Source organism: Psychrobacillus sp. FSL H8-0487, from assembly GCF_038008385.1.
GTDB lineage: Bacteria > Bacillota > Bacilli > Bacillales_A > Planococcaceae > Psychrobacillus > Psychrobacillus psychrotolerans.
In genome coordinates this window covers 1,591,362-1,615,016 of sequence record NZ_JBBOZA010000001.1, presented here as the reverse complement: position 1 = coordinate 1,615,016, position 23,655 = coordinate 1,591,362, and the positions used below count along the sequence as shown (strand labels likewise).

At 34.0% G+C, this 23,655-nt stretch carries 28 protein-coding genes; 3 read left to right on the top strand and 25 right to left on the bottom strand.

The features are described 5' to 3' along the window. Positions 1-60 precede the first annotated feature (60 nt). From MHI47_RS08005 to MHI47_RS07980, 6 genes are read right to left on the bottom strand one after another with little or no spacing between them, the layout of a single operon-like run. Positions 61-1,050, bottom strand: a complete 990-nt coding sequence (locus tag MHI47_RS08005) for a biotin--[acetyl-CoA-carboxylase] ligase (RefSeq protein WP_093534647.1) — start codon at positions 1,048-1,050, stop codon at positions 61-63. Next, positions 1,034-2,242 (bottom strand): CCA tRNA nucleotidyltransferase, encoded by a 1,209-nt coding sequence (locus MHI47_RS08000; RefSeq protein WP_340830374.1) that lies wholly within the window; start codon positions 2,240-2,242, stop codon positions 1,034-1,036. The genes MHI47_RS08005 and MHI47_RS08000 overlap by 17 nt, the downstream gene beginning before the upstream one ends. After that, positions 2,220-3,350 (bottom strand): N-acetyl-alpha-D-glucosaminyl L-malate synthase BshA, encoded by a 1,131-nt coding sequence (bshA, locus tag MHI47_RS07995; RefSeq protein ID WP_340830372.1) that lies wholly within the window; start codon positions 3,348-3,350, stop codon positions 2,220-2,222. The genes MHI47_RS08000 and bshA overlap by 23 nt, the downstream gene beginning before the upstream one ends. Positions 3,351-3,362: 12 nt before the next feature. After that, positions 3,363-3,770, bottom strand: coding sequence for a methylglyoxal synthase (mgsA, locus tag MHI47_RS07990; RefSeq protein WP_093534653.1), 408 nt, complete (start codon positions 3,768-3,770; stop codon positions 3,363-3,365). Between the two features lie 10 nt (positions 3,771-3,780). After that, a complete protein-coding gene (gene dapB / locus MHI47_RS07985; RefSeq protein WP_340830371.1) occupies positions 3,781-4,557 on the bottom strand; it encodes a 4-hydroxy-tetrahydrodipicolinate reductase in 777 nt (258 codons plus the stop codon). A 2-nt stretch (positions 4,558-4,559) separates the two neighbouring features. Beyond that, positions 4,560-4,892, bottom strand: coding sequence for a nucleotide pyrophosphohydrolase (locus tag MHI47_RS07980; RefSeq protein WP_093534657.1), 333 nt, complete (start codon positions 4,890-4,892; stop codon positions 4,560-4,562). Positions 4,893-5,002: 110 nt separating this feature from the next. Between MHI47_RS07980 and MHI47_RS07975 the strand changes: the two genes are divergently transcribed. Beyond that, a complete protein-coding gene (locus MHI47_RS07975; protein WP_093534659.1) occupies positions 5,003-5,872 on the top strand; it encodes a YitT family protein in 870 nt (289 codons plus the stop codon). 590 nt (positions 5,873-6,462) lie between these two features. On the opposite strand, the gene MHI47_RS07970 is transcribed toward MHI47_RS07975, so the two are convergent. The 4 genes from MHI47_RS07970 to MHI47_RS07955 all read right to left on the bottom strand — a co-directional run bounded on the left by MHI47_RS07970 (position 6,463) and on the right by MHI47_RS07955 (position 8,508). Then, positions 6,463-6,678 carry a hypothetical protein gene (locus tag MHI47_RS07970; protein WP_340762111.1) on the bottom strand — a complete coding sequence of 72 codons (216 nt, stop codon included), beginning with the start codon at positions 6,676-6,678 and terminating at the stop codon, positions 6,463-6,465. A gap of 197 nt (positions 6,679-6,875) precedes the next feature. Continuing rightward, on the bottom strand, positions 6,876-7,337 hold the full coding sequence (locus tag MHI47_RS07965; RefSeq protein ID WP_340830369.1) for a hypothetical protein: 462 nt from the start codon (positions 7,335-7,337) through the stop codon (positions 6,876-6,878). 81 nt (positions 7,338-7,418) lie between these two features. Beyond that, on the bottom strand, positions 7,419-7,784 hold the full coding sequence (locus MHI47_RS07960; protein WP_340830368.1) for a hypothetical protein: 366 nt from the start codon (positions 7,782-7,784) through the stop codon (positions 7,419-7,421). A gap of 199 nt (positions 7,785-7,983) precedes the next feature. Next, complete coding sequence (locus MHI47_RS07955; RefSeq protein ID WP_340832016.1) at positions 7,984-8,508, bottom strand: GNAT family N-acetyltransferase; 525 nt, start codon at positions 8,506-8,508, stop codon at positions 7,984-7,986. A 671-nt stretch (positions 8,509-9,179) separates the two neighbouring features. Between MHI47_RS07955 and MHI47_RS07950 the strand changes: the two genes are divergently transcribed. Then, positions 9,180-10,747, top strand: a protein-coding gene (locus MHI47_RS07950; protein ID WP_340829369.1) for an IS3 family transposase whose coding sequence is annotated in 2 segments (ribosomal slippage) — positions 9,180-9,819 and positions 9,819-10,747 — 1,569 coding nt in all. Because the reading frame shifts where the segments join, the coding sequence is not laid out codon by codon here. A 117-nt stretch (positions 10,748-10,864) separates the two neighbouring features. Here MHI47_RS07950 and MHI47_RS07945 read toward each other — a convergent pair. From MHI47_RS07945 to MHI47_RS07920, 6 genes are all read right to left on the bottom strand, one after another. Then, the gene (locus MHI47_RS07945; RefSeq protein WP_340762105.1) at positions 10,865-11,266 is read right to left on the bottom strand and encodes a hypothetical protein; all 402 of its coding nucleotides are present in this window, start codon (positions 11,264-11,266) and stop codon (positions 10,865-10,867) included. A gap of 4 nt (positions 11,267-11,270) precedes the next feature. Then, positions 11,271-12,656, bottom strand: coding sequence for a sensor histidine kinase (locus MHI47_RS07940; RefSeq protein ID WP_340830366.1), 1,386 nt, complete (start codon positions 12,654-12,656; stop codon positions 11,271-11,273). Next, positions 12,653-13,324: a response regulator transcription factor gene (locus MHI47_RS07935; RefSeq protein WP_340830364.1), complete on the bottom strand. Its 672-nt coding sequence runs from the start codon at positions 13,322-13,324 to the stop codon at positions 12,653-12,655. Before MHI47_RS07935 ends, MHI47_RS07940 begins: the two co-directional genes overlap by 4 nt. Positions 13,325-13,377: 53 nt before the next feature. Further along, a complete protein-coding gene (locus MHI47_RS07930) occupies positions 13,378-14,049 on the bottom strand; it encodes an ABC transporter ATP-binding protein (protein ID WP_340830362.1) in 672 nt (223 codons plus the stop codon). Continuing rightward, a complete protein-coding gene (locus tag MHI47_RS07925) occupies positions 14,049-15,176 on the bottom strand; it encodes an ABC transporter permease (protein WP_340830360.1) in 1,128 nt (375 codons plus the stop codon). The genes MHI47_RS07930 and MHI47_RS07925 overlap by 1 nt, the downstream gene beginning before the upstream one ends. Positions 15,177-15,379: 203 nt before the next feature. Further along, the gene (locus MHI47_RS07920; RefSeq protein ID WP_340830359.1) at positions 15,380-15,976 is read right to left on the bottom strand and encodes a TetR/AcrR family transcriptional regulator; all 597 of its coding nucleotides are present in this window, start codon (positions 15,974-15,976) and stop codon (positions 15,380-15,382) included. Between the two features lie 128 nt (positions 15,977-16,104). Here MHI47_RS07920 and MHI47_RS07915 point away from each other — a divergent pair, with 128 nt between their 5' ends. Then, positions 16,105-17,253: a YhgE/Pip domain-containing protein gene (locus tag MHI47_RS07915; RefSeq protein WP_340830357.1), complete on the top strand. Its 1,149-nt coding sequence runs from the start codon at positions 16,105-16,107 to the stop codon at positions 17,251-17,253. A 343-nt stretch (positions 17,254-17,596) separates the two neighbouring features. On the opposite strand, the gene rraA is transcribed toward MHI47_RS07915, so the two are convergent. The 9 genes from rraA to MHI47_RS07870 form a co-directional block, all read right to left on the bottom strand. After that, positions 17,597-18,079: a ribonuclease E activity regulator RraA gene (gene rraA / locus MHI47_RS07910; protein WP_340830355.1), complete on the bottom strand. Its 483-nt coding sequence runs from the start codon at positions 18,077-18,079 to the stop codon at positions 17,597-17,599. A 136-nt stretch (positions 18,080-18,215) separates the two neighbouring features. After that, entirely contained in the window at positions 18,216-18,491 is a 276-nt protein-coding gene (locus tag MHI47_RS07905) for a YesK family protein (protein ID WP_340830354.1), read from the bottom strand. A gap of 236 nt (positions 18,492-18,727) precedes the next feature. Beyond that, the gene (locus tag MHI47_RS07900; RefSeq protein WP_340830352.1) at positions 18,728-19,543 is read right to left on the bottom strand and encodes a CPBP family intramembrane glutamic endopeptidase; all 816 of its coding nucleotides are present in this window, start codon (positions 19,541-19,543) and stop codon (positions 18,728-18,730) included. Between the two features lie 559 nt (positions 19,544-20,102). Further along, on the bottom strand, positions 20,103-20,363 hold the full coding sequence (locus tag MHI47_RS07895) for a hypothetical protein (RefSeq protein ID WP_340830351.1): 261 nt from the start codon (positions 20,361-20,363) through the stop codon (positions 20,103-20,105). A gap of 151 nt (positions 20,364-20,514) precedes the next feature. Further along, on the bottom strand, positions 20,515-20,826 hold the full coding sequence (locus MHI47_RS07890) for a hypothetical protein (RefSeq protein WP_340830350.1): 312 nt from the start codon (positions 20,824-20,826) through the stop codon (positions 20,515-20,517). A 39-nt stretch (positions 20,827-20,865) separates the two neighbouring features. Continuing rightward, the gene (locus tag MHI47_RS07885; protein WP_340830349.1) at positions 20,866-21,216 is read right to left on the bottom strand and encodes a DUF1428 family protein; all 351 of its coding nucleotides are present in this window, start codon (positions 21,214-21,216) and stop codon (positions 20,866-20,868) included. A 160-nt stretch (positions 21,217-21,376) separates the two neighbouring features. Next, positions 21,377-22,336, bottom strand: a complete 960-nt coding sequence (locus MHI47_RS07880; protein WP_340830348.1) for a DUF3885 domain-containing protein — start codon at positions 22,334-22,336, stop codon at positions 21,377-21,379. 203 nt (positions 22,337-22,539) lie between these two features. Beyond that, a complete protein-coding gene (locus MHI47_RS07875) occupies positions 22,540-22,764 on the bottom strand; it encodes a DUF3953 domain-containing protein (protein WP_340830347.1) in 225 nt (74 codons plus the stop codon). 375 nt (positions 22,765-23,139) lie between these two features. Next, positions 23,140-23,625: a GNAT family N-acetyltransferase gene (locus tag MHI47_RS07870; RefSeq protein WP_340830346.1), complete on the bottom strand. Its 486-nt coding sequence runs from the start codon at positions 23,623-23,625 to the stop codon at positions 23,140-23,142. Positions 23,626-23,655 lie beyond the last annotated feature (30 nt).

Here is a 23,655-nt window from a genome sequence, read left to right as displayed (position 1 = left end):
GTTCTAAAAGGATACTGCCCAACACATACAGAATAACAAAAAAAATGAAATCCGTCCAAACTAACTTCTTCCTAGCAAATGAATATCTGCCGAATAAATACCACGAATTTCACCACTATCTAATCTCAGCTCTAAAACTCCATCTTTCGTAATACCTAAAGCTACACCTTCAAGTGTTTCTCGTAACATAGTGGCACGTATACGTTTTCCAATCGTGCAGTTATGGCTTTCCCATAGTATTTTAATAGGTTCAAAGCCTTTTTCTACATATAGATCGCCATATTTTTCTAGATAGTAAAGTATTTTAGCTACCAATAAGGAACGATCCACCTCTTCTCCATTTTCCATTTTCAATGAAGTGGCAATGTTTTGGATGGATTCGTCAAATGCACTTAGTTCCTGATTTACATTGACACCAATTCCTATAATAATTGAATGGACTATATCCATATCTGCCTGTAATTCCGTCAAAATACCGGTGACTTTTTTTCCGTTTATCAATATATCATTTGGCCACTTAATCTGAGGTGTAAGATTAGTTACCTCTTGAATAGCTTGATTGATAGCTACAGCTGAAACCAGTGTAAACTGAGCAGCAAACTCGGGACTTATATTTGGACGAATAATAACACTCATCCATATGCCTTTATTTGCAGTAGAATCCCAGCTGCGTTCTAACCTTCCTTTTCCAGCAGTTTGTTCCTCCGAAATAATAACCGTTCCATGAGAGGCACCCTGACGTGCTTTGTCAGCCGCAATAATTTGAGTGGATGTACAAGATGTATAATAATCAATATTTCTTCCTAATTGTTTCGTGTTAAGTTTAGGAAGAATTTGCTCTGGCGTAACTAAATCCGGTATAGACTGGAGTATATACCCCTTCTTTTTGATAGCTTCAATTACATAGCCATCTTCTTCGATACTTTTCAAATGCTTCCAGATCATGGTTCGTGAAATATGTAGTTCATCTGCTAACTTCTGGCCAGAGACCGGTTCCCCTTTAGCATTGATAAGCGTTGAAAGAATTTTTTCTTTAATGGAGATATTCATGAGAAAACCATTCCTTTATTTCGTGTCTGTCATTATTTATTTTGCCATTTACAATCATACCCGTTAATATGTCTAATACTTCTTTTATCCATGGGCCTCTTTTTTTGTTTGTCCATTCAATCAGGTCATTTCCATTCACAACAATATCTTTTTTAGAAGTAATGGGAAGTGTGCGTTTCTGTAGTAAAAATTTCGCAAGTGGATGAGCTATTTCATTTGAAAAAATGGAGTTTCCAAAGTGGTAAGCTACTGTCAGAACTTCCTCCCTAAAAAGGAATAATTCATCAAGCGTCCAAGCACCTTTTTCCAAACTATAAACTGCTTCCAACACATTTTTTACATGTCTTTTCTCATCATTTGAGCATTTATAATGATTTAACAGAATGTTAATATTTTCGTTCGACTGCAATAGAGCAAAGAAGGCCCATCCATTAGCTTTAACATTAAAACTCGAGAAGTTGTCCCAACTTTGTAGATGCCTTTCCCAGTCGCCAGGGAAATTCTGAGATAATCCACTTTCTACAAAAAGTTTCATCCCTTTGAAAGGAAAGTCACTTAGCCATATCTTTTCTAGCTCCACTTTCACTCTTTCAATGGAGACATGCTCAATAAGTGCATGTAAGGAACGAATTGCTTGAAAGGTCTCTTGCTCAAGTGTAAAATTCAGCTGCGCTGAGAAACGTACTGCTCTTAACATACGTAATGCATCCTCTGAAAATCTTAACTGAGGATTTCCAACCGCTTGAATTATTTCTTCCTCGATAGCTTTTTTGCCTCCAAAATAATCGACAAGCTCATCTTCTTTAGTTAAGGCCATTGCATTTATCGTAAAGTCTCTTCGTTGAAGATCCTCTTGTAAATTACGTACAAATGTTACACCATCTGGTCGTCTAAAATCAGAGTAGGTAGATTCCGAGCGATACGTAGTTACTTCAATAGGCTCATCTACTACAACTAAAACAGTCCCATGTTCGATTCCAACATCAATAGTATGAGTAAATATCTGTTTGACCTCCAAGGGAGTAGCATTTGTAGTGATATCTACATCATTTGCAGGAGCATTACGTACAAAGTCTCGGACAGCCCCTCCTACTACAAACGCCTCAAAGCCTGCCTGTTCTAGTTCTTCTATTATTTTATAAGCTGCCGGCCACCGATTTTTCATCAAGCTATTTTCTCGCCACTCTTTCATACATTTCTTCATACTGCTCTACAATACTTTTAGAACTAAATCGATCCCGTATAACCTCTAAAGACCTATCGACAATCTGTTTATGTAATGAGGGGTTTTGTAAAACTTCCACACCATGTTCTGCTACCTTTTTCCAATCCCCTAGTTCCACGATAAATCCATTATCGCCATTCGTAATTACTTCAGGAATGCCACCTACATTCGTTCCTATACAAGGCACTCCACAAGCCATTGCTTCTAATAGCACTAAACCAAAAGACTCTTTTTCAGAAAGCAATAGCATAAGATCTGCTATGGAATATAGTTCTGATAGATTTTCCTGTTTACCTAAAAAGAGAACATCATTTTCGATAGATGTACCTTTAATAGATTCCATAATAGGATGTTTTTCGGGTCCATCTCCTACTAATAGTAATTTAGAAGGAACCTCTTCATGGATAAGCTTAAAGCTCTGTACTATATCCGGAACATGCTTTACTTTTCTAAAGTTAGAAACATGAATTACTACTTTTTCATGTGGTTTTATACCTAATAATTCCTTTAGATTACCTGCATCCTTTTTAGTATATTCTTGCTCATCAATAAAATTATATATCGTCTCAATATCCTTATTGGGAGATATTAAATCCATTGTTTCTTGGCCAAGGGAATGAGACACTGCCGTTACGACATCTGATTTTTCTATCCCATACTTTATTGCTCCTTTTAACGATGAATCATATCCTAAAACGGTTATATCAGTTCCATGTAAAGTAGTAACAATGCCGATATCTGAGTTTGCCATATCCTTTGCCAGTATTGCACACACCGCATGAGGAATAGCATAATGTACATGCAATACATCTAATTGCTCATCTACAATTACCTCTGCCATTTTATTGGCTAAAGCAATATCGTATGGAGCATATTGAAAAACAGAGTAGCTATTCACTTCCACTTGATGAAATGTGATCTTTGGAGATATTTTATTTAGTCGGAAAGGGATCCCAGATGTGATGAAATGTATTTCATGCCCTTTTGCTGCAAGCATCTTTCCTAATTCTGTTGCAATTACTCCTGATCCCCCAACAGATGGATAGCAAGTAATTCCTATTTTCAATTTACGCACTTAATCACTTCCTTAACGTGAACGTCTCTCTTCTAGTAAACGCCAATCTAAAAAACCTTGTTCTATACCTTTTAAAAGGATTTCAGCTGTTCCCATATTTGTTGCAAGTGGGATCTGATATACATCGCAAAGTCGAATAAGCGCCGTTACATCTGGCTCATGCGGTTGAGCGGTAAGTGGATCTCGGAAAAATATAACCATATCCATTTCGTTATTTGCAATCGCTGATCCTATTTGCTGGTCTCCACCTAGTGGTCCAGATTTATATCTAAATATATTTAAACCAACTTCATCTATAATTCGTGTTCCGGTTGTTCCGGTAGCAAATAATTCGTGCTCTATTAATATTGACTTATATGCTGTTACGAACTGTATCAAATCTTCTTTTTTCTGGTCATGTGCAACTAATGCAATTCTCATTGTTTCCCTCCTATAAAATAATATCTTCTAAACCATAAATCAGAACATCACGCTCCATGATCTCATTGATAGACAATACAATTCCAGACATAAAGGATGCGCGGTCAAAAGAATCATGACGTAGTGTTAGCAATTGCCCCTCTCCACCTAAAAGCACCTGTTGATGTGCAACTAAACCAGGTAATCGGACACTATGTATATGCATGCCATCCATTTTTGCTCCTCTTGCACCTGGAATTATCTCTTCTTCACCCGGATGTCCCTGTTCCATAGAAGTGCGTGTTTGTTGTATCATCTGAGCTGTTTTAATTGCTGTTCCAGAAGGAGCATCTACTTTTTGATCATGATGCATCTCAATAATTTCCACATTCGGCAAATATTTTGCTGCTGTTTGTGCAAACTTCATCATAAGCACCGCACCTATAGAAAAGTTTGGGGCAATAATACATCCTACTTGTACCTCTTCTACTTTGTTTCTTAATGTATCTAATTGTAAATCAGTAAAGCCCGTTGTACCAATAACTGGTCTCACACCATAGTCAAGTGCAGTCATCGCATGCTCAAAAACGGCTGAAGGAATAGTCAGATCAACTAATACATCAGGTTCTGTTTGTTCGATTAATAAGTTTAAAGATGTGTAGATGGGAATGTTATCCCCTAAGCACTCTGTCTCTTGCTTATTATCCAAAACTGCCACTAATAAAAAATTTTCGTTTTTTATTACAGTTGCTACTGCTTCTCTTCCCATTTTACCTCTTGGGCCTGCTACCGCTACTTTAATAACCATTATTAGTCCTCCTTAATCGTCCATCTATCTTTATCTCTTGTATTATATTTGTTTAAGACTTGCTCTAATGATTGCTGCAGATCTATACCTTCTGCATTTGCTAAACATAATAGTACGAAAAAGAAATCTCCCATCTCATCCGCAATTTCTTTCTCCACTTCTGTAGATTTCTTTTTCTTTGTCCCATACTTATGTTGAACTTCACGGGAGAGCTCCCCTAGTTCTTCCGTAAGTCTTGCTAGTAGTTCCATTGGTGGGAAATAACCTTCTTTAAACTGGTTTATGTATGTATCTACTTCTAGTTGTAAATCAGATAAAGTTTTTTTCTCTACCATTTAATCTATCTCTCCTTCGTGTATATCCTAATAAGAAAAGCAGCTAGTTGTCAAAAACATCAAAATAATCGATAATAACATAAGTATGAACTAATAAGCGAGGTGTAACAATGGGAGTTGGACTTAAATTAAAAAATATTATAATGATTATATTGGGATCAGCCATTTATAGTTTTGGCTTTGTTCACTTTAATATGCAAAATGAACTTGGTGAAGGTGGATTTTCTGGTATTACTCTCGTTTTATATTTTGCATTCAACTGGGATGTAGCATTGATGAACCTTTTATTAAATATACCAATGTTCTTCTTAGGTTGGAAGTTGCTTGGGCGGAAAATGTTTGCTTATACAGTGATTGGCACTGTTTCAGTATCCGTATTTTTAAAATTATTTGATATTTATGAATTCCATCTTGGGCTAGAAGGTGACTTGTTTCTAGTTTCACTATTTGCTGGGGTTTTTGTAGGTGTAGGTTTAGGTATTATTTTCAAATATGGTGGTACAACCGGAGGGGTCGATATTATCGCCCGACTTGTATTCAAATACAAGGGATGGAGCATGGGTAAAACGATGTTTATCTTCGATGCATTTGTCATTTTGTTATCCTGGGCGACTTTCCTTAATGAGCGTTCCATGATGTATACGCTTGTTGCTGTATACGTTGGCGCAAGAGTTATAGATTTTGTGCAAGAAGGCGCATATTCTGCTAGAGGTGCATTTATCATTTCAGACAAGCAAAATGAGATTGCTGATCTCATTACGAATAAATTATCTCGCGGAGTAACAATATTGAACGGACATGGACATTTCACAAAAAGTAGTCGGGAAGTAATCTATTGCGTCGTAGCGAAAAACCAGATAAGTGCATTGAAGTCGGTTATAAGTTCTATCGATCCACATGCATTTGTGTCTATAACAGAAGTAAAGGATGTAATGGGAGAAGGTTTCACTTTAGATGATGAGAAAAATCCGATAGATTAGTGTGAAGGATTATTCAAGTATCTTACTTGGGTGATCCTTTTTTAATAGATAAGCAATAATATAGAACACAGCATGAATATTGGATTATTTATAAAATTTTAAAGAATGAATGATACTTCTGATTTACGCTACAGGTGGACGCGTTTCGCGGGGTGAGCGATGAGCTACCACCACAGCACACGCGTCGTTGTGATATCTCGAAGCACCTTCTCTTTTATATTACAGTCGTAATGGCATGATAGTATAGTTTTCTTCATACGGTTACTTGAGGTGATAAAATGGAATTACTTTCTGAAAAGGATGCATTGAACTGGATACTCTATGTTATTTACTTCGGATTTCCTATTCTAATAGCAATAAATTTAGGTGTACTAATAACTTTAATCCAATTAAAGAGAAGAATAAAAGATAAAACATGACCCTAAAGGAACAGAGTAATCTTTTTGTTTCTCTTATTGAACTAAACTACTTATTTTAAGAAAAAAAAGCTATACTCCTTCTTGAAGTAAAGCACCCGATAGTTGAAGATGAAAATGGAGGAACTCAATTAAATTAAGTTCCTGCTTTACAATGAATATTTACAATTAAATCTATTTCGGCTTACATTCAAAAGAATAACTACTTGTGAGATTATTATGGATTTCTAATTTGACTTCTCCACCATTTTCATAACAGCCAGTAATGAGTAAATTTATTTCTTTAGTATTGAAATAACTATGGGTATGCGTTATAAAAGACACTCCAAATAAAGCCATAATGAAAATCCATAAAAAGCCTTTTAAATTCACCTTTTTAAAAATACTCATTTTCATCCCCTCCTTTATTTCAATTGAACTAATCTATTATTTTACTTTATTACGTATAAAAGTAATAGAAGTTCGAATTATTTCAAAAAATAAAGTTCCCCTTGTTCAACTAAACTGCCGATTTAGTTGAATAAGAAAAAGGCTTTACTCCTTCTTGAAGTAAACCACCCGTTACTTTAAGAGTAACTCTGCACAAATTATAAATTCCCCATTAAAGTTGGGTCAGCTCCAAACCAAGTTTGATTATCATTTTCTTCTGTCAATGGTTGAATCCAACAAACACCAAAATAAAATTTTCTATCTGAAGTAGTGGGATATGTTACATATTGAATTCCATTACTCAAGTAATCCCCACCATAATCAATATAATTTGTGCCGTCTACAAATTCTCCTACTATCCCAATTGTGAGTTTTATATCATTTCTGTAAAAAGATATTGCTTCAAGCCTTTCGCCACTTTCAACATCTCCCTTTACATCTATTGAAGGTATGCAACATTTAATTTCTTGATCCTTCATTTCACTTTTGTACTCATATTGAATTAAATACCTACCATTTACATCTCGACAATGCAATTCTAAATCTAATTTTATCACAGTAAATCCCACTTCTTCATCATTAACAAACAATTTAATAGCACCTAAAGGAGTTAATAACATTTAATCACCCACTTATTAATATTTTATCTTGTTAAACTAAACTAAAGCACCTCGTTGTTGAAGAAGGAAGTAGTAATCTCGCTATTTATACTGATTAAAATTCGTTTCGATAGGCATTACCGATTTAATGAAGGCTATATCTTTTTCGTTAACATTAACATTGGGTGCAAAAAACTCCATACCCCAATGTTCGGAATGAAAAATAGTGGTGGAGTTTTTACTCAAAAAAATAGAGAACCATTTTATCTCCCCCTCGATATTTACATTATTTGATAATAAATGGGTTACAACATTTAGTGCTTTATTTCCCTTGAAAATAGTGAGGTTATTTTCCGTGATTGTTTCGAATGAGCCTTTAAGCATTGATTTTGTTTCCTCGACAACAACTGCTTCTTCATTCCAACAATGGATTTCTATCGTATCTGATTGTGATAAAAAATAGTTCATCAAAGGAACCCAATAATCAATTTTTTCATATTCACCAGATACACTAAAATACAGTGGTTAAATCATTTTACTACCACCTTTTTAGTGATTTTTATATACTATATCTCAAATTCCTTCTTAATTTAAGACTTCGTTAGTTCAATAAGAAAAAGGCTTTACTCCTTCTTGAAGTAAAGCACCCATAGTTGAAGTAGGAAAACTAAAATATATTTCTAATATCTTCCCAACCATACACAAGTTCGGTAAGTTTTTTCTCTGAAATCTCAACTTCAACAGCATCTATTTTTTTCCCACCAAGTGATTCATAAAACAGACGAGAAATATTATCTTTTAAGACAAGAACAAGCATAGAGTTTAATCCCAATTCTGCAATTTCTTCAATTATTGGTTTAACAAGTGCTTTTCCTAAACCATTGCCCTGATACTCTTTTAAAATGTATATTGCATATAACTCCCCTTCGAACCCATGGTAATTCCCGCTTCTTTCTAATCCACCAGTAGAAAAACCAACAATTTCCCCGCCATTGGTCTCTGCTACATATACCCCGCCATTAGGAATATTGTTTTCCCATAGCCGTTCTCTACTTTCGTATGTTAAATTATTAAAATATTGGTCTGAAACTATATTCTTATACGTAGTTTTCCAAGAAGCAACGTGTACTTTTGCTATTCCTTTTACGTCTGATAAAACAGCTTTTCTAATGTTCATATTCCCATTGTTCATTAATTCCTCTCCCTCTTTTGCAGTAAATAATACCACAAAATTTCGATTTCATAATGAACTAACCTGCTGTGTTAGTTCAATAAGAAAAGTTACCCATACCGGCAGCCACTTGTTAACTTAGCACCCATTAGTCTAAGTAGAATCTATTCTCATATCCTTATTTGACTAACTGCATAATCGAAATTTAAGTGAAGAAAAAAGAATATATCAAAAAAACAAAAATCCCTATTATTCCTGTGACAATAAATGGAGTTCCGGAAACTGGCCTTCTTTTAATTCGAATGTAAAAACCGCTCAAGATATACATGCAACAGAGTAATAATCCAATAATCAATAATATAGGTTTCATTGATCCATCTCCAAACTTGAAGTAAGCAACCCTTTTGCACAATATTTTACATATATTAACTTATTCAACACAGTAGCAAAATAACCTTCTTCTTCAATGAAACTGCCGCGTTAGTTAAGTACATTCTTTACAAACTTTTAGATGCAGGTTAAATTCATAATGCTTTTACTAAAAATCAATTAACCCTTACCTTTTACTTAGCCAAATTTAATAATAATTGTTCACATATTAAAAAAGAGCTTGGAAAATGAAATGATATGCTCCCAATAAGGTAGACAGATGAAATAATAAAAAATCTGTTTCCTTTATTGGGGGTTTTTTTATGGGTAAAAGTGCTTTTACTGCACAACAAAAGTATGAGGTAATTGTATCTTATGAGAATAGAAAAACTTCAAGTATAGACTTCTGTCGTCAATACAATGTTTCTGACGAAACAATTAAAGAATGGATTTACCAGTTCCAAACATATGGAATGGACGGGCTTAATAATCCTAATGGATGGAAAAGGTATTCTAAAGAAGTGAAACTGGCTGCGGTGCTTGACTGTCTTTCCGGGAACTATTCTCAAACCGAGATTGTACGCAAGTACAAAATTTCCAGTGGCTCAGTGTTACGAAGGTGGATAAAGATTTATAATGATCATAGAGGTTTAAAAGAGATGAAAAGGATGAATAACTCTATGATTAAAGGTCGGTCTACTGCACTTGAAGAACGTTTGGAAATAGTTATGTACTGTTTTCAGAATGGAAAAAATTATCATCAGGCGTCGGAACAGTTCAACGTTTCCTATCAACAGGTGTATCAATGGGTAAAGAAGTTTGAGAAAGAAGGAGAAGACGGACTTAAAGACAGGCGCGGCCGGACTAAGGCAGAGCTAGAATTAACTCCCGATGAGAAGTACCAACGTGATATGAAGAAGTTAGAGAAGGAAAATGAGCGTCTTCGTGCAGAAGTTGCATTTTTAAAAAAGTTAGAGGAACTAGAAAGGAGGCGTTGAAAGAGACGTCCTTAAGCCAAGTTCGATTGACCGATAAATATATAGCCATTCAAGAACTTCATGAGAAAGAGAAATTTTCCATTGTTCTTTTATGTGAGATCTCGAAAATTCAACGTTCTGGCTACTATAAGTGGCTTGATCGCGTCCCTTCGAAAAGTGAGAAGTTGAATGAGGAAATTCTTAAGGAGATATTACTTCTACATAATAAGGTGGATGGTATATATGGTTATCGCCGCATAACGATGAATCTGAGACGTACCTTATCGAAGTCTATTAACCATAAGCGTGTTTACCGACTGATGAAGATTGTCGGAATCCAGGCGGTTATTCGATGTAAGCGCAAGAAGTATAAATCAAGTACACCACGGCACGTGGCTGAAAACGTGTTGGACAGGAATTTCAACTCCGAGAAGCCAAATGAAAAATGGCTGACTGATGTGACCGAAATGAAATACGGAGTCTCACAGAAAGCTTATTTGAGTGCGATTTTGGATTTATATGATGGATCTATTGTGAGCTATGTACTAGGTACTTCCAATAATAATTCATTGGTGTTTAAAACCCTTGATTTAGCTTTGGAAGTTAGCGCAGGAGCAACTCCACTGCTTCACAGTGACCGAGGATATCAATATACTTCCTCTACATTTAAAAGGAAAATAGAGAAAGCAGAAATAGTACAGAGTATGTCAAGAGTAGGACGGTGCATTGATAATGGACCAATGGAAGGATTTTGGGGAACACTGAAATGTGAGAAGTATCATTTAAACAAGTACAGTACGTTTGAAGAGTTGAAGAAAGCTATTGATGAGTATATTCAATTTTATAATACGGAAAGATTACAAAAAAGATTAAACGGCCTTAGTCCCTTAGAATACAGAGCTAAAGCCGCCTAGTGTCTTTTATTTATTTCCACTGTCTATTTGACAGGGGGCAGTTCAAAACTTCCAAACTCTTTTCTGTCTTTCTTTACTAAACACCTGTTACTTTAATGTATTTCTTCACAATGTCTTTTACTTAATTTGTTTCGTATCCTCTGTTAAGAAGGTAATAACTACAAATAATGCAAATGCCAATAACAATAAAGTTCCGCCTACAATGAACAAAATCATCACAAATGTTTCATTTAAGTTAAATGGGTTTAAATTATACATCCACATACCAAACGTTAGACCAAGTGCACCTAACATTCCTGTAATAGCGTGTATAGGTACAAGTTTTTTGTATTTTACAGTATACACTCTATAAAATATTCCCCATGCAAATACGGATAACCATCCTACTAATAATATATGTGCATGTATGGGACGCAATGAATAATCCATACTTCCACTCATTTTAGACCCTAAAAACGTACCGATTATTCCAAATATAGCAGCAAAACGAATTAATCGAATTGACCATTTCTTTTCCATTATGTTAACTCCTTCTAATTGGTAATTTAATTACAAATGTACTTCCTTTTCCGACTTTACTAGTGACATTTACTTGTCCACCATGTAACTCCACAACTTTCTTGACTATTGATAGTCCTAGTCCAGTACCATCTTTTTTTCTAGCTGTATCTACTCGATAAAAGCGGACAAATATTTGCGCTAATTGTTCATTACTAATCCCTATTCCTGTATCTTTGAAAATAATTTGAATTTCACCATGTACTTCTCGACAAGTAATAGAGATGATACTTCCTAATTCAGAATACTTAATAGCATTACTCAATAAATTATCCCACACACTCATGAGTAATTCTGCATCCCCTTGAATAGCTACAGGTTCTAATTTATAGGATAATTCTAATTCACGTTCATTGATTCGCCATTGCGACTTCCTTATAATCTCTTTTAACTGTTCATCTAATCGGACACTATTCCTTTGTAAGGAATAAGAAGCCTGATCTAAAGAGGTTAAGATAAGTAACTGTTTTGTTAAGTTCGATAATCGCTTAGATTCTCGCTGAATAATGGCTGCATACTGTAACCTGTCTTCTTTCTTTAGTTCATCAGTTTGAAGTAGATCAGAGTAACCTTGAATATTCATTAATGGTGATTGAAAATCATGAGAAACGTCATTTACAAATCCCTTGCGTAATTCATCATTATGAGCAAGCTGCTGCTGCATCAAATTAAAATTTTCCGCCAATTGGCCAATCTCATCGTTTCGTGAAATATTTAATCGGTAATTGAAATTTTCGTTTTTTACCGCCTTAGTAGCTTCCGTTAAGGATGAAATCGGTCGTATTAGGTTTCGTGTCATAACAGCCACACCGAGTAAGCTAATGATAGCGATTGCAACGACAAAGCTCATTAATACAACATGGATATCCGAGAAAATGGACTTGTTATCGGGTCTCAAAAATAATGCATATTGGTTTTGCTGTGTAACAACAGGTACCCCAACGGAATTTTCCAAGCTATTGGAAAAATGTCCAATCATTAATAACGAACTCGGTGCATATTTCATCCCATGATATATTTCACCATCCATAATAGTTTGAACTGTTTCAGGGGGTATCTTTAGATTTTGAAATTCTTCACCAAAGGGGTATTTTTCTCCAGAACTAGATATTAGATAGATTTGATATCCTGAATTACCGATTAATGATAAATAGGCATGCATAGAATCCTTCGAATCATGCATATTTTCAATTCCATTCGCAACCTCTTGAGCAAACTCTACATTCTGTGAATCAATATTGTTTTTTGAGACTGAAAAGTAAATAATATTCGCAAGGGCAAATCCGACGATAATACTGCAAAACAAAATTAATACAGTCGCGCTAATAAATTGTCGATAAAGTGTTTTCATTTCAACAGCTCTAATTTATAACCAATTCCACGAACGGTTATAATTTCAACATTTGCCTCGTAACGTATTAATCGTTCCCTTAATCGATTAATATGTGTATTCAGCGTATAGTCATTACCCTCCATATCAATTCCCCATGTATGCTCAATTAGAAAAATTCGTTGCACGATTTTTCCACTTCGTGATGCTAACAAAGTGAGTAGTTCAAATTCCTTCAAAGGCAACAAAACGGTTTCTTTTTTTATAATTACTTCATAGTTTTTTCGATCAATTTTCATATTCCCAATTTCTATGAAGTTTTCTAAAGATCTTTCATAACGACGCAAAACAACTGCAACCCTAAATAATAATTCGCTAGGTTCAAATGGCTTTACTATGTAATCTTCTGATCCAGCAGTAAATCCTTGTTCTTTATCTGCTAATTGACCTTTAGCTGTTAATAAAATCACCGGGATATCATAATCTTCCGTCAAAATTTCTGTTAACTCAAAACCATTCATACCCGGCATCATTACATCTACAATCGCCAAATCCACTTTGTAAGTTTCAAGTAAAGTTAGTGCTGCTTCCGCATTGTCAGCATTATGCACTTTATACCCTTCACGTTCCAAATGTATAGTTACTAGTTGTAATGTATCTAAATCATCATCTACTAATAAAATGTGCATAGTAACGCCTCCGCTTTCTAGTGAATTTGGTTTCATGTAAGTTATTAATTATATTATTGTAACGTTAATTTACCATCTTCCATGCGGTAAACGCGGTCGCAATATGCCAACATTCTTTCATCATGGGTTACCATAATAGCTGCCTTACCACGTGCTTTAACCTCTTTTGAAATAAGGGACACGACCTCATTTGCACGGTTTGTATCCAATGATGCTGTAGGTTCATCCGCTAAAATAAGAGATGAATCATTCATAAATGAACGCGCGATTGCTACACGTTGTCGTTCACCACCAGAAAGCTCATTAGGGAATTTTTCGAATTTACTACTCAAACCAAGCTCTATTAATAATTCTTTTGCAAAGGCTTCATCTTGTTTTGTTACTTTACCCGACATCTTTTTTAATAGAAGTAAATTGTCTAAAACATTTAAGTAAGGCATTAAATTAGACGTTTGTAATATAAATCCTATTTCATGTAATCGTAAATTGGAAAGCTCTTTATCTTTTAGTGTTGCAATATCTTTATTATCAATTTTGACTTCACCTTGTGAAGGTTTTAATAATGCCCCAGCAATCGATAGAAATGTTGACTTTCCAGAACCTGATGGGCCAATAATGGCCACAAACTCTCCAGAAGCAACCTCCATTGAAACTTGATCTAAAGCTACTATTTGTGATTCGCCTTCTTTATATACCTTTGAGACATTTTTCATGCTTAAAGTCATTATTCAACCCTCCCTAACGCGGTTAATGGATCTATTTTTGAAATTCGACGAACTGAAAACAACGAGCTAGCAACAGATATCACTAATAGTACTATTCCATAAATAATAACTAATACAGGATCTAAATTAAATGGCATTTCTTTTGGGAATACCATCGCAGTTAGATATGTAAGGCCAATACCTATTAAAATACTAAAAAATGACAACACGAATACTTGAGATACGATTGCTTTAGCTATAAATCCATTTGAAGCACCAATTGCTTTCATCACACCAAATTGTTGTGTTTTTTGGATTGTTAGAACATAGAAGAAAACTGCAATTACGAAAGCTGAAATGACAATTAAGAACACAAGCATCATCATTATTGTACCATTTTCCGCAGTATAACCTGGCATACCATTGATAGCAGCGGATTTGGTAACTACTTCCACGCCATCGACTTCTTTTTCAATTTGTGCTGCATCCACGTCTTTACCTAATATGGCGAATGCATTGATAGCATCTTCTACTCCATTATTTGATCCGGGTGCAGAATATTTATACTCCCGTACAAAATCCATATTTGCAAATAGTGAAGGCAAGTGATTGAATGTCTCGTTTTTCACAAAACCAATAATTTCTGCATTTAGTTCAGAACCATCAATTGCTACAGAATCACCAATTTCATAGCCATTTGTATTTTTTAACGTGATATTAGCAACCACACCATTTTTAATCTTCGGATCAACGGCTTTACCTTCTATTACTTCTGGGTGTAAGAATGAGCCTGCTTCAATACCTAATAAAGCAGCATCTACTTTGTCCTCCCCTTCAGCAACACCATCAATTGGTAAGATTGCTATGACTGACTGAGAAAATGGTGTAACTTCTTCTACCCCTGGCTGCGCTTCAATTTTACTTTGCAGCGATTGAGATAATAATGATTTTGAAAATGTCGCACCCGCCCCATTTTCATAAACAACATGCTCTGCTTCCCAGTTTTTAATCGTCGCAGCGCTTAGTGTAGATAATCCATTTCCTAAACCCGAAAGAATAAATACAAGCCATGCGATTAATATTATGATAAGCCCAATCATTGTAAAACGTAACTTACCATGTTTTAGTTCTTTTAATGCCAAAAACATATAATAACCTCCTTATTTATTTACATTTCTCATCATATACAAGCTATATAAACTTTATATAAACTTTCACCAATTAAGCAGAATTAGAGATATAGAAATCCGCCAAATTTATTAATATATTTCATCACAAGACAAAAAAACCCACTCAAATATTTGAGCAGGATGTATCAGATGCTTTTTCATCACCATTATATATTCCGAGCTTATAAACCTGATTGGTTCTTTTGAATAATAGATATAATCTCGATATATAACGCTGTCATTTCGTCAGGGGTCTTATCTAAACCATTTTGAATCCACTGTTCAATTAATCCTAAAAATGCTGATGTGATAAAGGATAAATAGTATTCCATTGGCACCTTTAAGTTTGCATGGAAACTTTCATTTTTCTCTAAATTAACACGCACTTTTTCTGAAAAGGCATCTCTAAATCGAAGATGAAAACCAGCTCTACCACGATCACTTAAAAATATTTTTAACATTGGCGCATGCATTTTAATCGAGTTAAATAAGGTAGCAGCTAATTGTTCTTGATTCTTTTCAAATTTTTGCATAGATGAATAATATTTTTGCAATTCATCAATATGATTGCCTAAATCCTCAAATAACTGTTGCTCAATTTGATCAAGTAAATCAAATTTATCTTTATAGTGTAAATAAAATGTCCCGCGATTTATTTGCGCAACTTTTGTAATGTCACCTACCGTAATTGCTTCAAATGACTTATTCTCTATAATCTGCATAAATGACGTTTGGATAAGTTTCTTTGTTTTGCGATTTTTTTCTGTATAAATACTCAAAAAATCTACTCCTCCCAAAAATGAACACACTGTTAACTTTTGTTTATTGCTTTAATATACGCGTAAATTGTAAGATATACAAGTACCACTAAACAACATGTTGTAAATTGAGAAAGGATGAATTCCAGTTGAGATTATTTAAAGAAAAATTAGCATGGGTTGCTCCTTTCGCTGTAATATTAATAATTGCTCTATTCTCTTTGAACTTATTTGCTCAAGGAGATCCAAAAGTTAAAAATCTACCAATTGCGCTTATAACGAGTGATGAAGGCAGTCATGTGGATGCTGTAAAAGAAGCAATCGAACAAATGAGTAAAGGTATCGACGGTGAGGAACCGATGTTAGCTTTTTCAAGTGAAAAAGAAGCAGATATTGAAGAGTTGTTTGCTCAAAAAGAGTATTATGCAGCTCTAGTTATTCCTGAAGGGTATAACGATGCCGTACAAAATGCCATGACAAGTAACACATCAGCAACTCTCAAAATATATATTAATCAAGGTTTTAACATGACAGGTGCAAACTTTGCGAAAACTGCTTTAAATGGATTAGTTACCCAAATTAGCGATCAATATTCAACAAACCTTATAGGACAATTGGGCGATCAACAAATAGATGCTAACCAAGCATCTGTGCTTATCCACCCCGTCGTATCTGAAGAAAAAGTATTCAATGCAATCACTACTGCCACAGCGAATGGGAGTGCACCGACATTATTGGCCGTGCCTGCTTGGGTTGGAGCATTAATCGGTGGCTTCATTGTCTTCCTAGCTACATCTAGCATCTTTAAAAAAGAAATGCTAACACGTAAACAAACATTACGTCTAATGAGTGGACAAGTATTATTCGGTGTAATTATCGCCCTGTTCTCAGGCTTTACTGTTGCAACACTAGCACAGATTGCTGGTATTAATATGCCAAGCTACTTTTTAGTCGCTTTATTTGTATCTTTTGCAGCATTCTGTTTCTACTTATTGGTATCAGCTATAACTGCATGGATTGGCAAACCTGCTATTACGTTATTTATGGTCGTTATGCTATTAGGTATGGGTGTTCTAATGACGCCACAAGAAATGCTTCCAAGTTTCTTTGTAAACTTCATTCGTCCTTGGGTACCAATTCGGTTTGCTTCTGAAGGTTTACGTGAAATCTTCTACTTTGGTAGCGGCTTCTACACAGGGGAATCTTTCAACACTATTTTAGGAATTGGTATTGCAGGTTTATTGATTTTCCTACTGTCTATCTTTAAACCAGTACGTACAAAAACTAGTGCAAAATAAAGAACAGTTGGCAAGCGTATATGCTTCCATCATTAAAAAGTGCTCTTTTGTTCCGTCCAATCAGATCTAACATTATTATCGACTTCCGCAACTAAAGTGAACGAAAAAGCCAACCATATTGAACTGCCCCGTAAATGTTAGACACAAAATCTAACATTTACGGGAGTTTTTTTATGTCTAAATATCAAAAGTAAAAAAGGTTACTATACAAAAGATAAGAGTAATATTTGGGAATTAATTTGATATTTATGGGTAAACCCTTGTTCCTGTCTCCCCATATGTCTATCCAAATGGAAAAGGGCATTTTTAAAATTCTATGCAGCGTTAGTAAATACTCTATTTTTTATAAAAGAGACTGTTTAGAAATAATAACCCCGTCCTCATCCACATAAACATACTCTCCTGGATTCCAGTTGACTCCACCAAAGTGGAATTTGCCATTGCGCTCGCCTGTTCCATCTTTTTTACTTTTCAGGGGATTTGTTCCTAACGCAAGAATACCAACATTCATTTTAGCAAGATCAACAGAATCTCTAACATAACCGTTAATAATAACGCCTGATAACTTTCTTAACTGCGCTATGCCCGCTAAATGATCGCCAAGAAGTGCGCATCGATTAGAACCACCACCGTCCACAACAATTACGGAGCCTTCCTGTACACTTTCAAGTGCTTCAACGAGGAGCACTTTATCCTCATACACACTTACAGTTTCAATTTTTCCTGAAAAACGTGTCTTTTTTCCGAAAGAACTAAATGCGATATCGCTAATTTGTAGTTCATCTGAATAGTCGTCGCATAAATCAGTAGTTTTAAAGTCTAACATAATGGATTCCTCCTAATATTTTAATAAATATAAAATTCATTTTTCCGCAATCGGGTGTATAGAATAGTCATGCTCTGGAAGTAACGGTAGCAGATAAAAGAGTAAACATTAATAAGTGAAAAACGAGATGACATTCTTATAAATTTGAACTCCTTGAGATATCTCCAATAACAGTACCTATCCATATTCCTGCTAAAATAGTAATCATAAATAAACCCAGTCCCATACCATCCCAACCACCAATTCCAATTACGCTATAAATAATTACCCCGATACAAATTAGACTTAATACAGTAGAAGTGGAAATTAAAGATTTTCTTGAAACTTTACGGGACGTAATAAACATCACAATTGCAAACACAATTCCGCAAAGCAATATAGGAGTCCATCCATCTAACATCAAAGCATCCATTTATTTACCTCCTGTTATGTTTTCTACAAACTGGCACGATTGTTGAACACAAGTTAAACAACACTCTTCAACTAATCTGTTACTTTATTTTAATACGTTTAAAATAACCAGAAGTTCCAATATTAAACAAATTACCATAAACTGCCGCATTAGATACTCAACTAGAGCACCCGTTTGGTTGAATAAGTGTTTTTTCAAATGTTAAACGACTAAAAACAGAAAAAATAAGTTAAGTTTTATAACTTATTTTTTCTGCTTTCAATTAGTAATAAAAGTGACAACACCACTACACTAAATACCACTATAAACAAAAATGACAAGTATAGAGTCATGAATCCTCCAAATGCCTCATCAAACTCTATAAGAGCGACATCAGGGTTATAAATACCACCCATAGAAATATATCGAACCACTTCAAGATAAACAATATGGAAAATAATACTCATCCATAATGTTCCTGTATACTTTCTATATAGCTGTAGAGCAATTCCAAAAGTGAGGAGCAATATAATATAATCTATCGTTATTACAAATGGATCACTAAAGAATATTGACTCCAATGCCATTACAGTAATCGGAATACAAATGAACATCAACGGTTGCAAAATTAATGAGATGATGAAGCGAAATTTCTTATTCAACTCTTGAAATATTAACCCACGTATAAAGACTTCTTCTGGAAATGCCTCATACATAAATGCTGTCAGTGCATTGATTAAAATGACAATTATAACACTTGATGTAAAATTAAATCTAACATTTTCAATGCCACCAAATATATAAGCCGTTAAAATTCCTAATAGGACTAAAGTAAAAGGCAAAGTAATTCCCACTATCAACTTAGATGATGATTTTACACCCTTCAAGCCAATGTTACTAAAAACGTCTGGGTTTTTTCTTTTAAGTATATAAAGTATAAAAAGCGTTAACCCAGTAAAGATTACTCCTTGTAAGAGCATGCCTATTTGTCGATCCATATCTTGTTTTTCTATCAAATATTGTCCGATATTACCCGATACAAAGAGGAATAATGACACGAGTACAAAGTACAAAAATAGCCTGCTAATCCTGAAATTTGATGAATCTATTTGAATTCTCCTCTCTTTTTAATAGATTATTATTAAATCTTTTCTGGTTAAAACCTGATAAGTATTTTGTATCATATTCCTCAGTAAAATGTTCCTATGACTTTAATTCTTCTTTCGCCAAATCGGTTAAATAAGAAGACTTCGGGGTCTACAATTTTTAATACTTTATTATCTAGAGAGAAATATTAGATTTCAAATAAACTACTCCTTTCACACCTCCCCCAATGTTAAGGAAAAAGAGCTTTTGATCATCATAACTTATCATTATGAACACGTACTTAATTTAAGAGAAAAGACCTTTTAAATATATTCTACTTCCCTCTAGTTATTCCTTCTTCAACTAATCTGATTCTTTAGTTCAGTAAAAAAATAGGCTCTACTTCTTCTTGAAGTAAAGACCCGTTAGCTTAATAAAATTTATTTTATTCACTTGGTATATAGCCAATTACTTCATTGGTATTGGGGTCAACGAGGATTAAAGGTGTACCGAATACAACATTATCTTTATCTTCGAACGAAACCGTTAATACCTCTTTTCCATCATAAGTTTTATCCAACAATTCATAGCTATTATCAGCAATCGTTTTTTCACTTTCGCACTTTGCCAATCTTCTTTAGCCCTGTCATACCAACCTTTTTCATTTATAAATTCCCATGCTACTGCCCTAACAACTCCAAAATTATCCGTATCATTTGTTTTTTCTATAACTTGTTTATTTGAACAACCTATGATTATCCATATCGAAAATACCGCTAAGGTTAAATATAAAATTTTTAATTTCATAATACTTTAACCTCTTTTCAATTAGACGATAAAATCTATTTTGGTATTCAATAATTCAACTCTTGTTAAACTAAACTGATGCTTTAGTTCAATAAGAAAAAAGCCTTTACCCCTTCTGTAAGTAAAGGATCCGTTATTTGAATAACTAAGCTTATTTGGGATCCTCAATAGTTTCAATACCACTAAGAAAGATTAAACCATTTCTTTTTATCGTGTATCTTACGTAATACGTCTTATCTTTCTGAATTAAATTCATTACCATTGGTTCCCTAACAATTACTTTAGTCTCTTCTTGATGTCCTACTGGGGCATTAGGGTTAAATCCCTTTATCCATGCTTCATTGTTATCGTTAGAATACCCTTTTTCAGTGACAGTAAAATCAGTTACAGTTAACACAGACGAAGAAGAATTATAAATTAAAAAAACAATTAAAAAGGCAACAGAAATAGTTATAGCCGACAATCCCGACTTAATGAAATAAGAGGAGTATCTATTTTCTAATTAAACCTTTTCAAACTCACCTCGAACTACTCGGCTCATATCAATAACGTTAAGCATCTCATTATATAATTTTTCAATTCTATGATCAGCGTCAACTTCTTTCATAACAACATCGTGATGATGTTTATTATTGAATGTAGAAACTGAGCACATCAAAGTTTCATTTTCCTGTAGTTCAACCGATGAATCCATCCCTTTACAACCATAGATAGCATCAATAAAAGTGCTTTGGTAAGTATCATCTTCAATCGCACCATATTCCTTGTAAATAACAGAGGCCATTTTATTAATTTCTATAAACCGTTCCTTATTCTGTTTCAAGACTGGATATAAATACAATACATTGTACATAAAAGACTCCTTTCCTTTCTTCTTCAACTAAACAAGTAAAAGGCTTTCTCCTTCTTAAAGTAAAGCACCCATTAGTTCAGTAAGTTCAACAAAGAGGCGTTTAGTCCTCGTCGTCCTGTATGATAAAGGGAATTAATAATTAATACTCCAACACTTCTAATTAAAAAGCTTTTATTACTGACCATCCTTTATAAATACCTTTATATTTTTGGGAATATAAAAACATAAGCTCAGTTTGATAATCAACAAGTGCCAAAGCTTCTGTTTTAGTTACTTTAATTGTAGAATAATCGAATTTTTTATCTTCAATGGCAATATTAAATCCTGTTTCACTTATCTCATTAATACATTCTCTTGCAAATTCATTTGGTATTGCAAGTACATGGGTAATGTGACATGTATTCACCTGCGATAAGTTTATTTGGGTTTGTTTTATTTTTATTTTGTTTGCCTTAAGTCTTTTTTCCTTTTCTTCAGAGGTTTCATAGCAATTGAATAACCCTACACCAAGGGAATGGTCAATTTCAATACGATTATAATCTAAGATCCATTTTCTATACTTATGATATAAAGGTAAAAGATTATCTTTTTTTATGCTGAAAACATCACAACCTCGGTCATCATACATATGAAATATTATATCCTTCTGGGTGCTTATAAAATAAACAGATTGTCCAATAGAAGGTTCTCTTCCTTGTTCATAATTTCCTATACCTTCAAGTATTTCCTTGTAAGGAATAAAATTTAATTGTGAGAATAGAAGTTTCACTTTGTATTCATTCTTGATTTCTATGGTTTTACCAGTTAACTCATCATAATCCTCATCTATATCGAACAAAGTTTCCTCTTCTATATTTTGTTTACTGAGTAAATCATACAGGTATTCTGGAGAAGTATTTCCAAACATGATGTCCTCGGTTACTTCCCAATCTTTTATATAAACATAAATAATATCATCTTTCTTGAACAATTCTTCAAATAATGTAGTAACTCTTGTTACAACTTGGTTTATTCTTTTTTTAGTTCCATTTTCATATGGCTCACCTAGTTCAAACCTTAGATGCATTTTACTTGTTAGGTTTGGAAAATTGCTGTCTATGTACTTCAATATTTCCTTCATTGGAATAGCTCCCTTATATTAATTTCGAATAATTTTCAGTCAGCTTCATCTCTTTATAAGTTTCCTTGTTGAACTAAACTGCCACTTTAGTTCAATAAGCAAAAAGGCTTTACTTTAAGTACAATCCTTCGCTAACTTTAATAGAAATGGTTATTGTTTAGAACTTAACACTGAATTAGCTGAGAATCTCTCTCTCAATTCTATTAGAAACTAAATAGAGCCACCACAATAACTAATAAAGAGACTAGTATAAAAAACATTCCCCAACTATTTTTACCTTTATTTTTAAATTCCTCTATTCCTATAATTGCAATAAAAATTCCAAGCAATAAAGATGATATTGGACCATACGAAAAATCTCTTGTAAATAAGCCGTATGTAGAAACCGCCATTACAACTAAAGCAAGAATTATTTTAATAATTTTCAACTCAATTCCCCCTCGAATTATTCACTATCTGCAGAGTTACTTGAGAAGAAAGGAGTTTACCGTTGTTCAAGTAATGCAGGACGTTTGTTTAAGTACATTTGAAACCACCAGTTATCCAAAGTGATTATGAAAACACCAAACAATAAGAATCATACTCACTATTCCCCAAACTGTGGTATTCACTATCCACCAAATTATTGATTTATTTTTTGTATAGCTTTCATCTCCATGTTTACTGGTATAATAGCGAGCTTACTTCCCATCCCTTTTTTGTAAATTACTTTCCTTTCAATCTTCTTTATTCAGCTACCCTGCGACTTTAGTACAATTAGGAAAAAGCTTTACCCCTTCTTGAAGTAAAGCTACGCTTAATAATTATATTTTCTTAACCATCCGTACTGTTCTTAAAATATGCCCATCTAATTCATCATCAAACTCTTTTACAATTTCAAACCTTTTCGCTTCATAAAAGGTCATTCCAATCTTATTTTCTTTTGCAACGTTTATATAAATCTCTTTTGTACCTTTTAATTCATTAATTGCTTGTTGTAATAAAGCAGTACCTATTCCTTTCCCTTGAAACTCTGGATTAAGATAGATAGCAGCTAATTCAACAATCCCACCATCTCTTACTTGGGAATAGTTTGCAAAACCGACAACTTTACCATTAACTTCCGCAACATAAAGAATAGAACGTTCTAAACGTTGTTTCATACCTTCATCATTGTAAGCTGAATTTAAGAAGTTATTTTGTACCTCTAATGGAATTATGCCCTCATATGTAGCATTCCAAGTTGTATTCGCTATATTTTGAACTTGTTTTGTATCTGCGGACTGCATCTTACGAATCGTAATACTCATATAAAGTCCTCCTTTTGTTCAATAACTTAC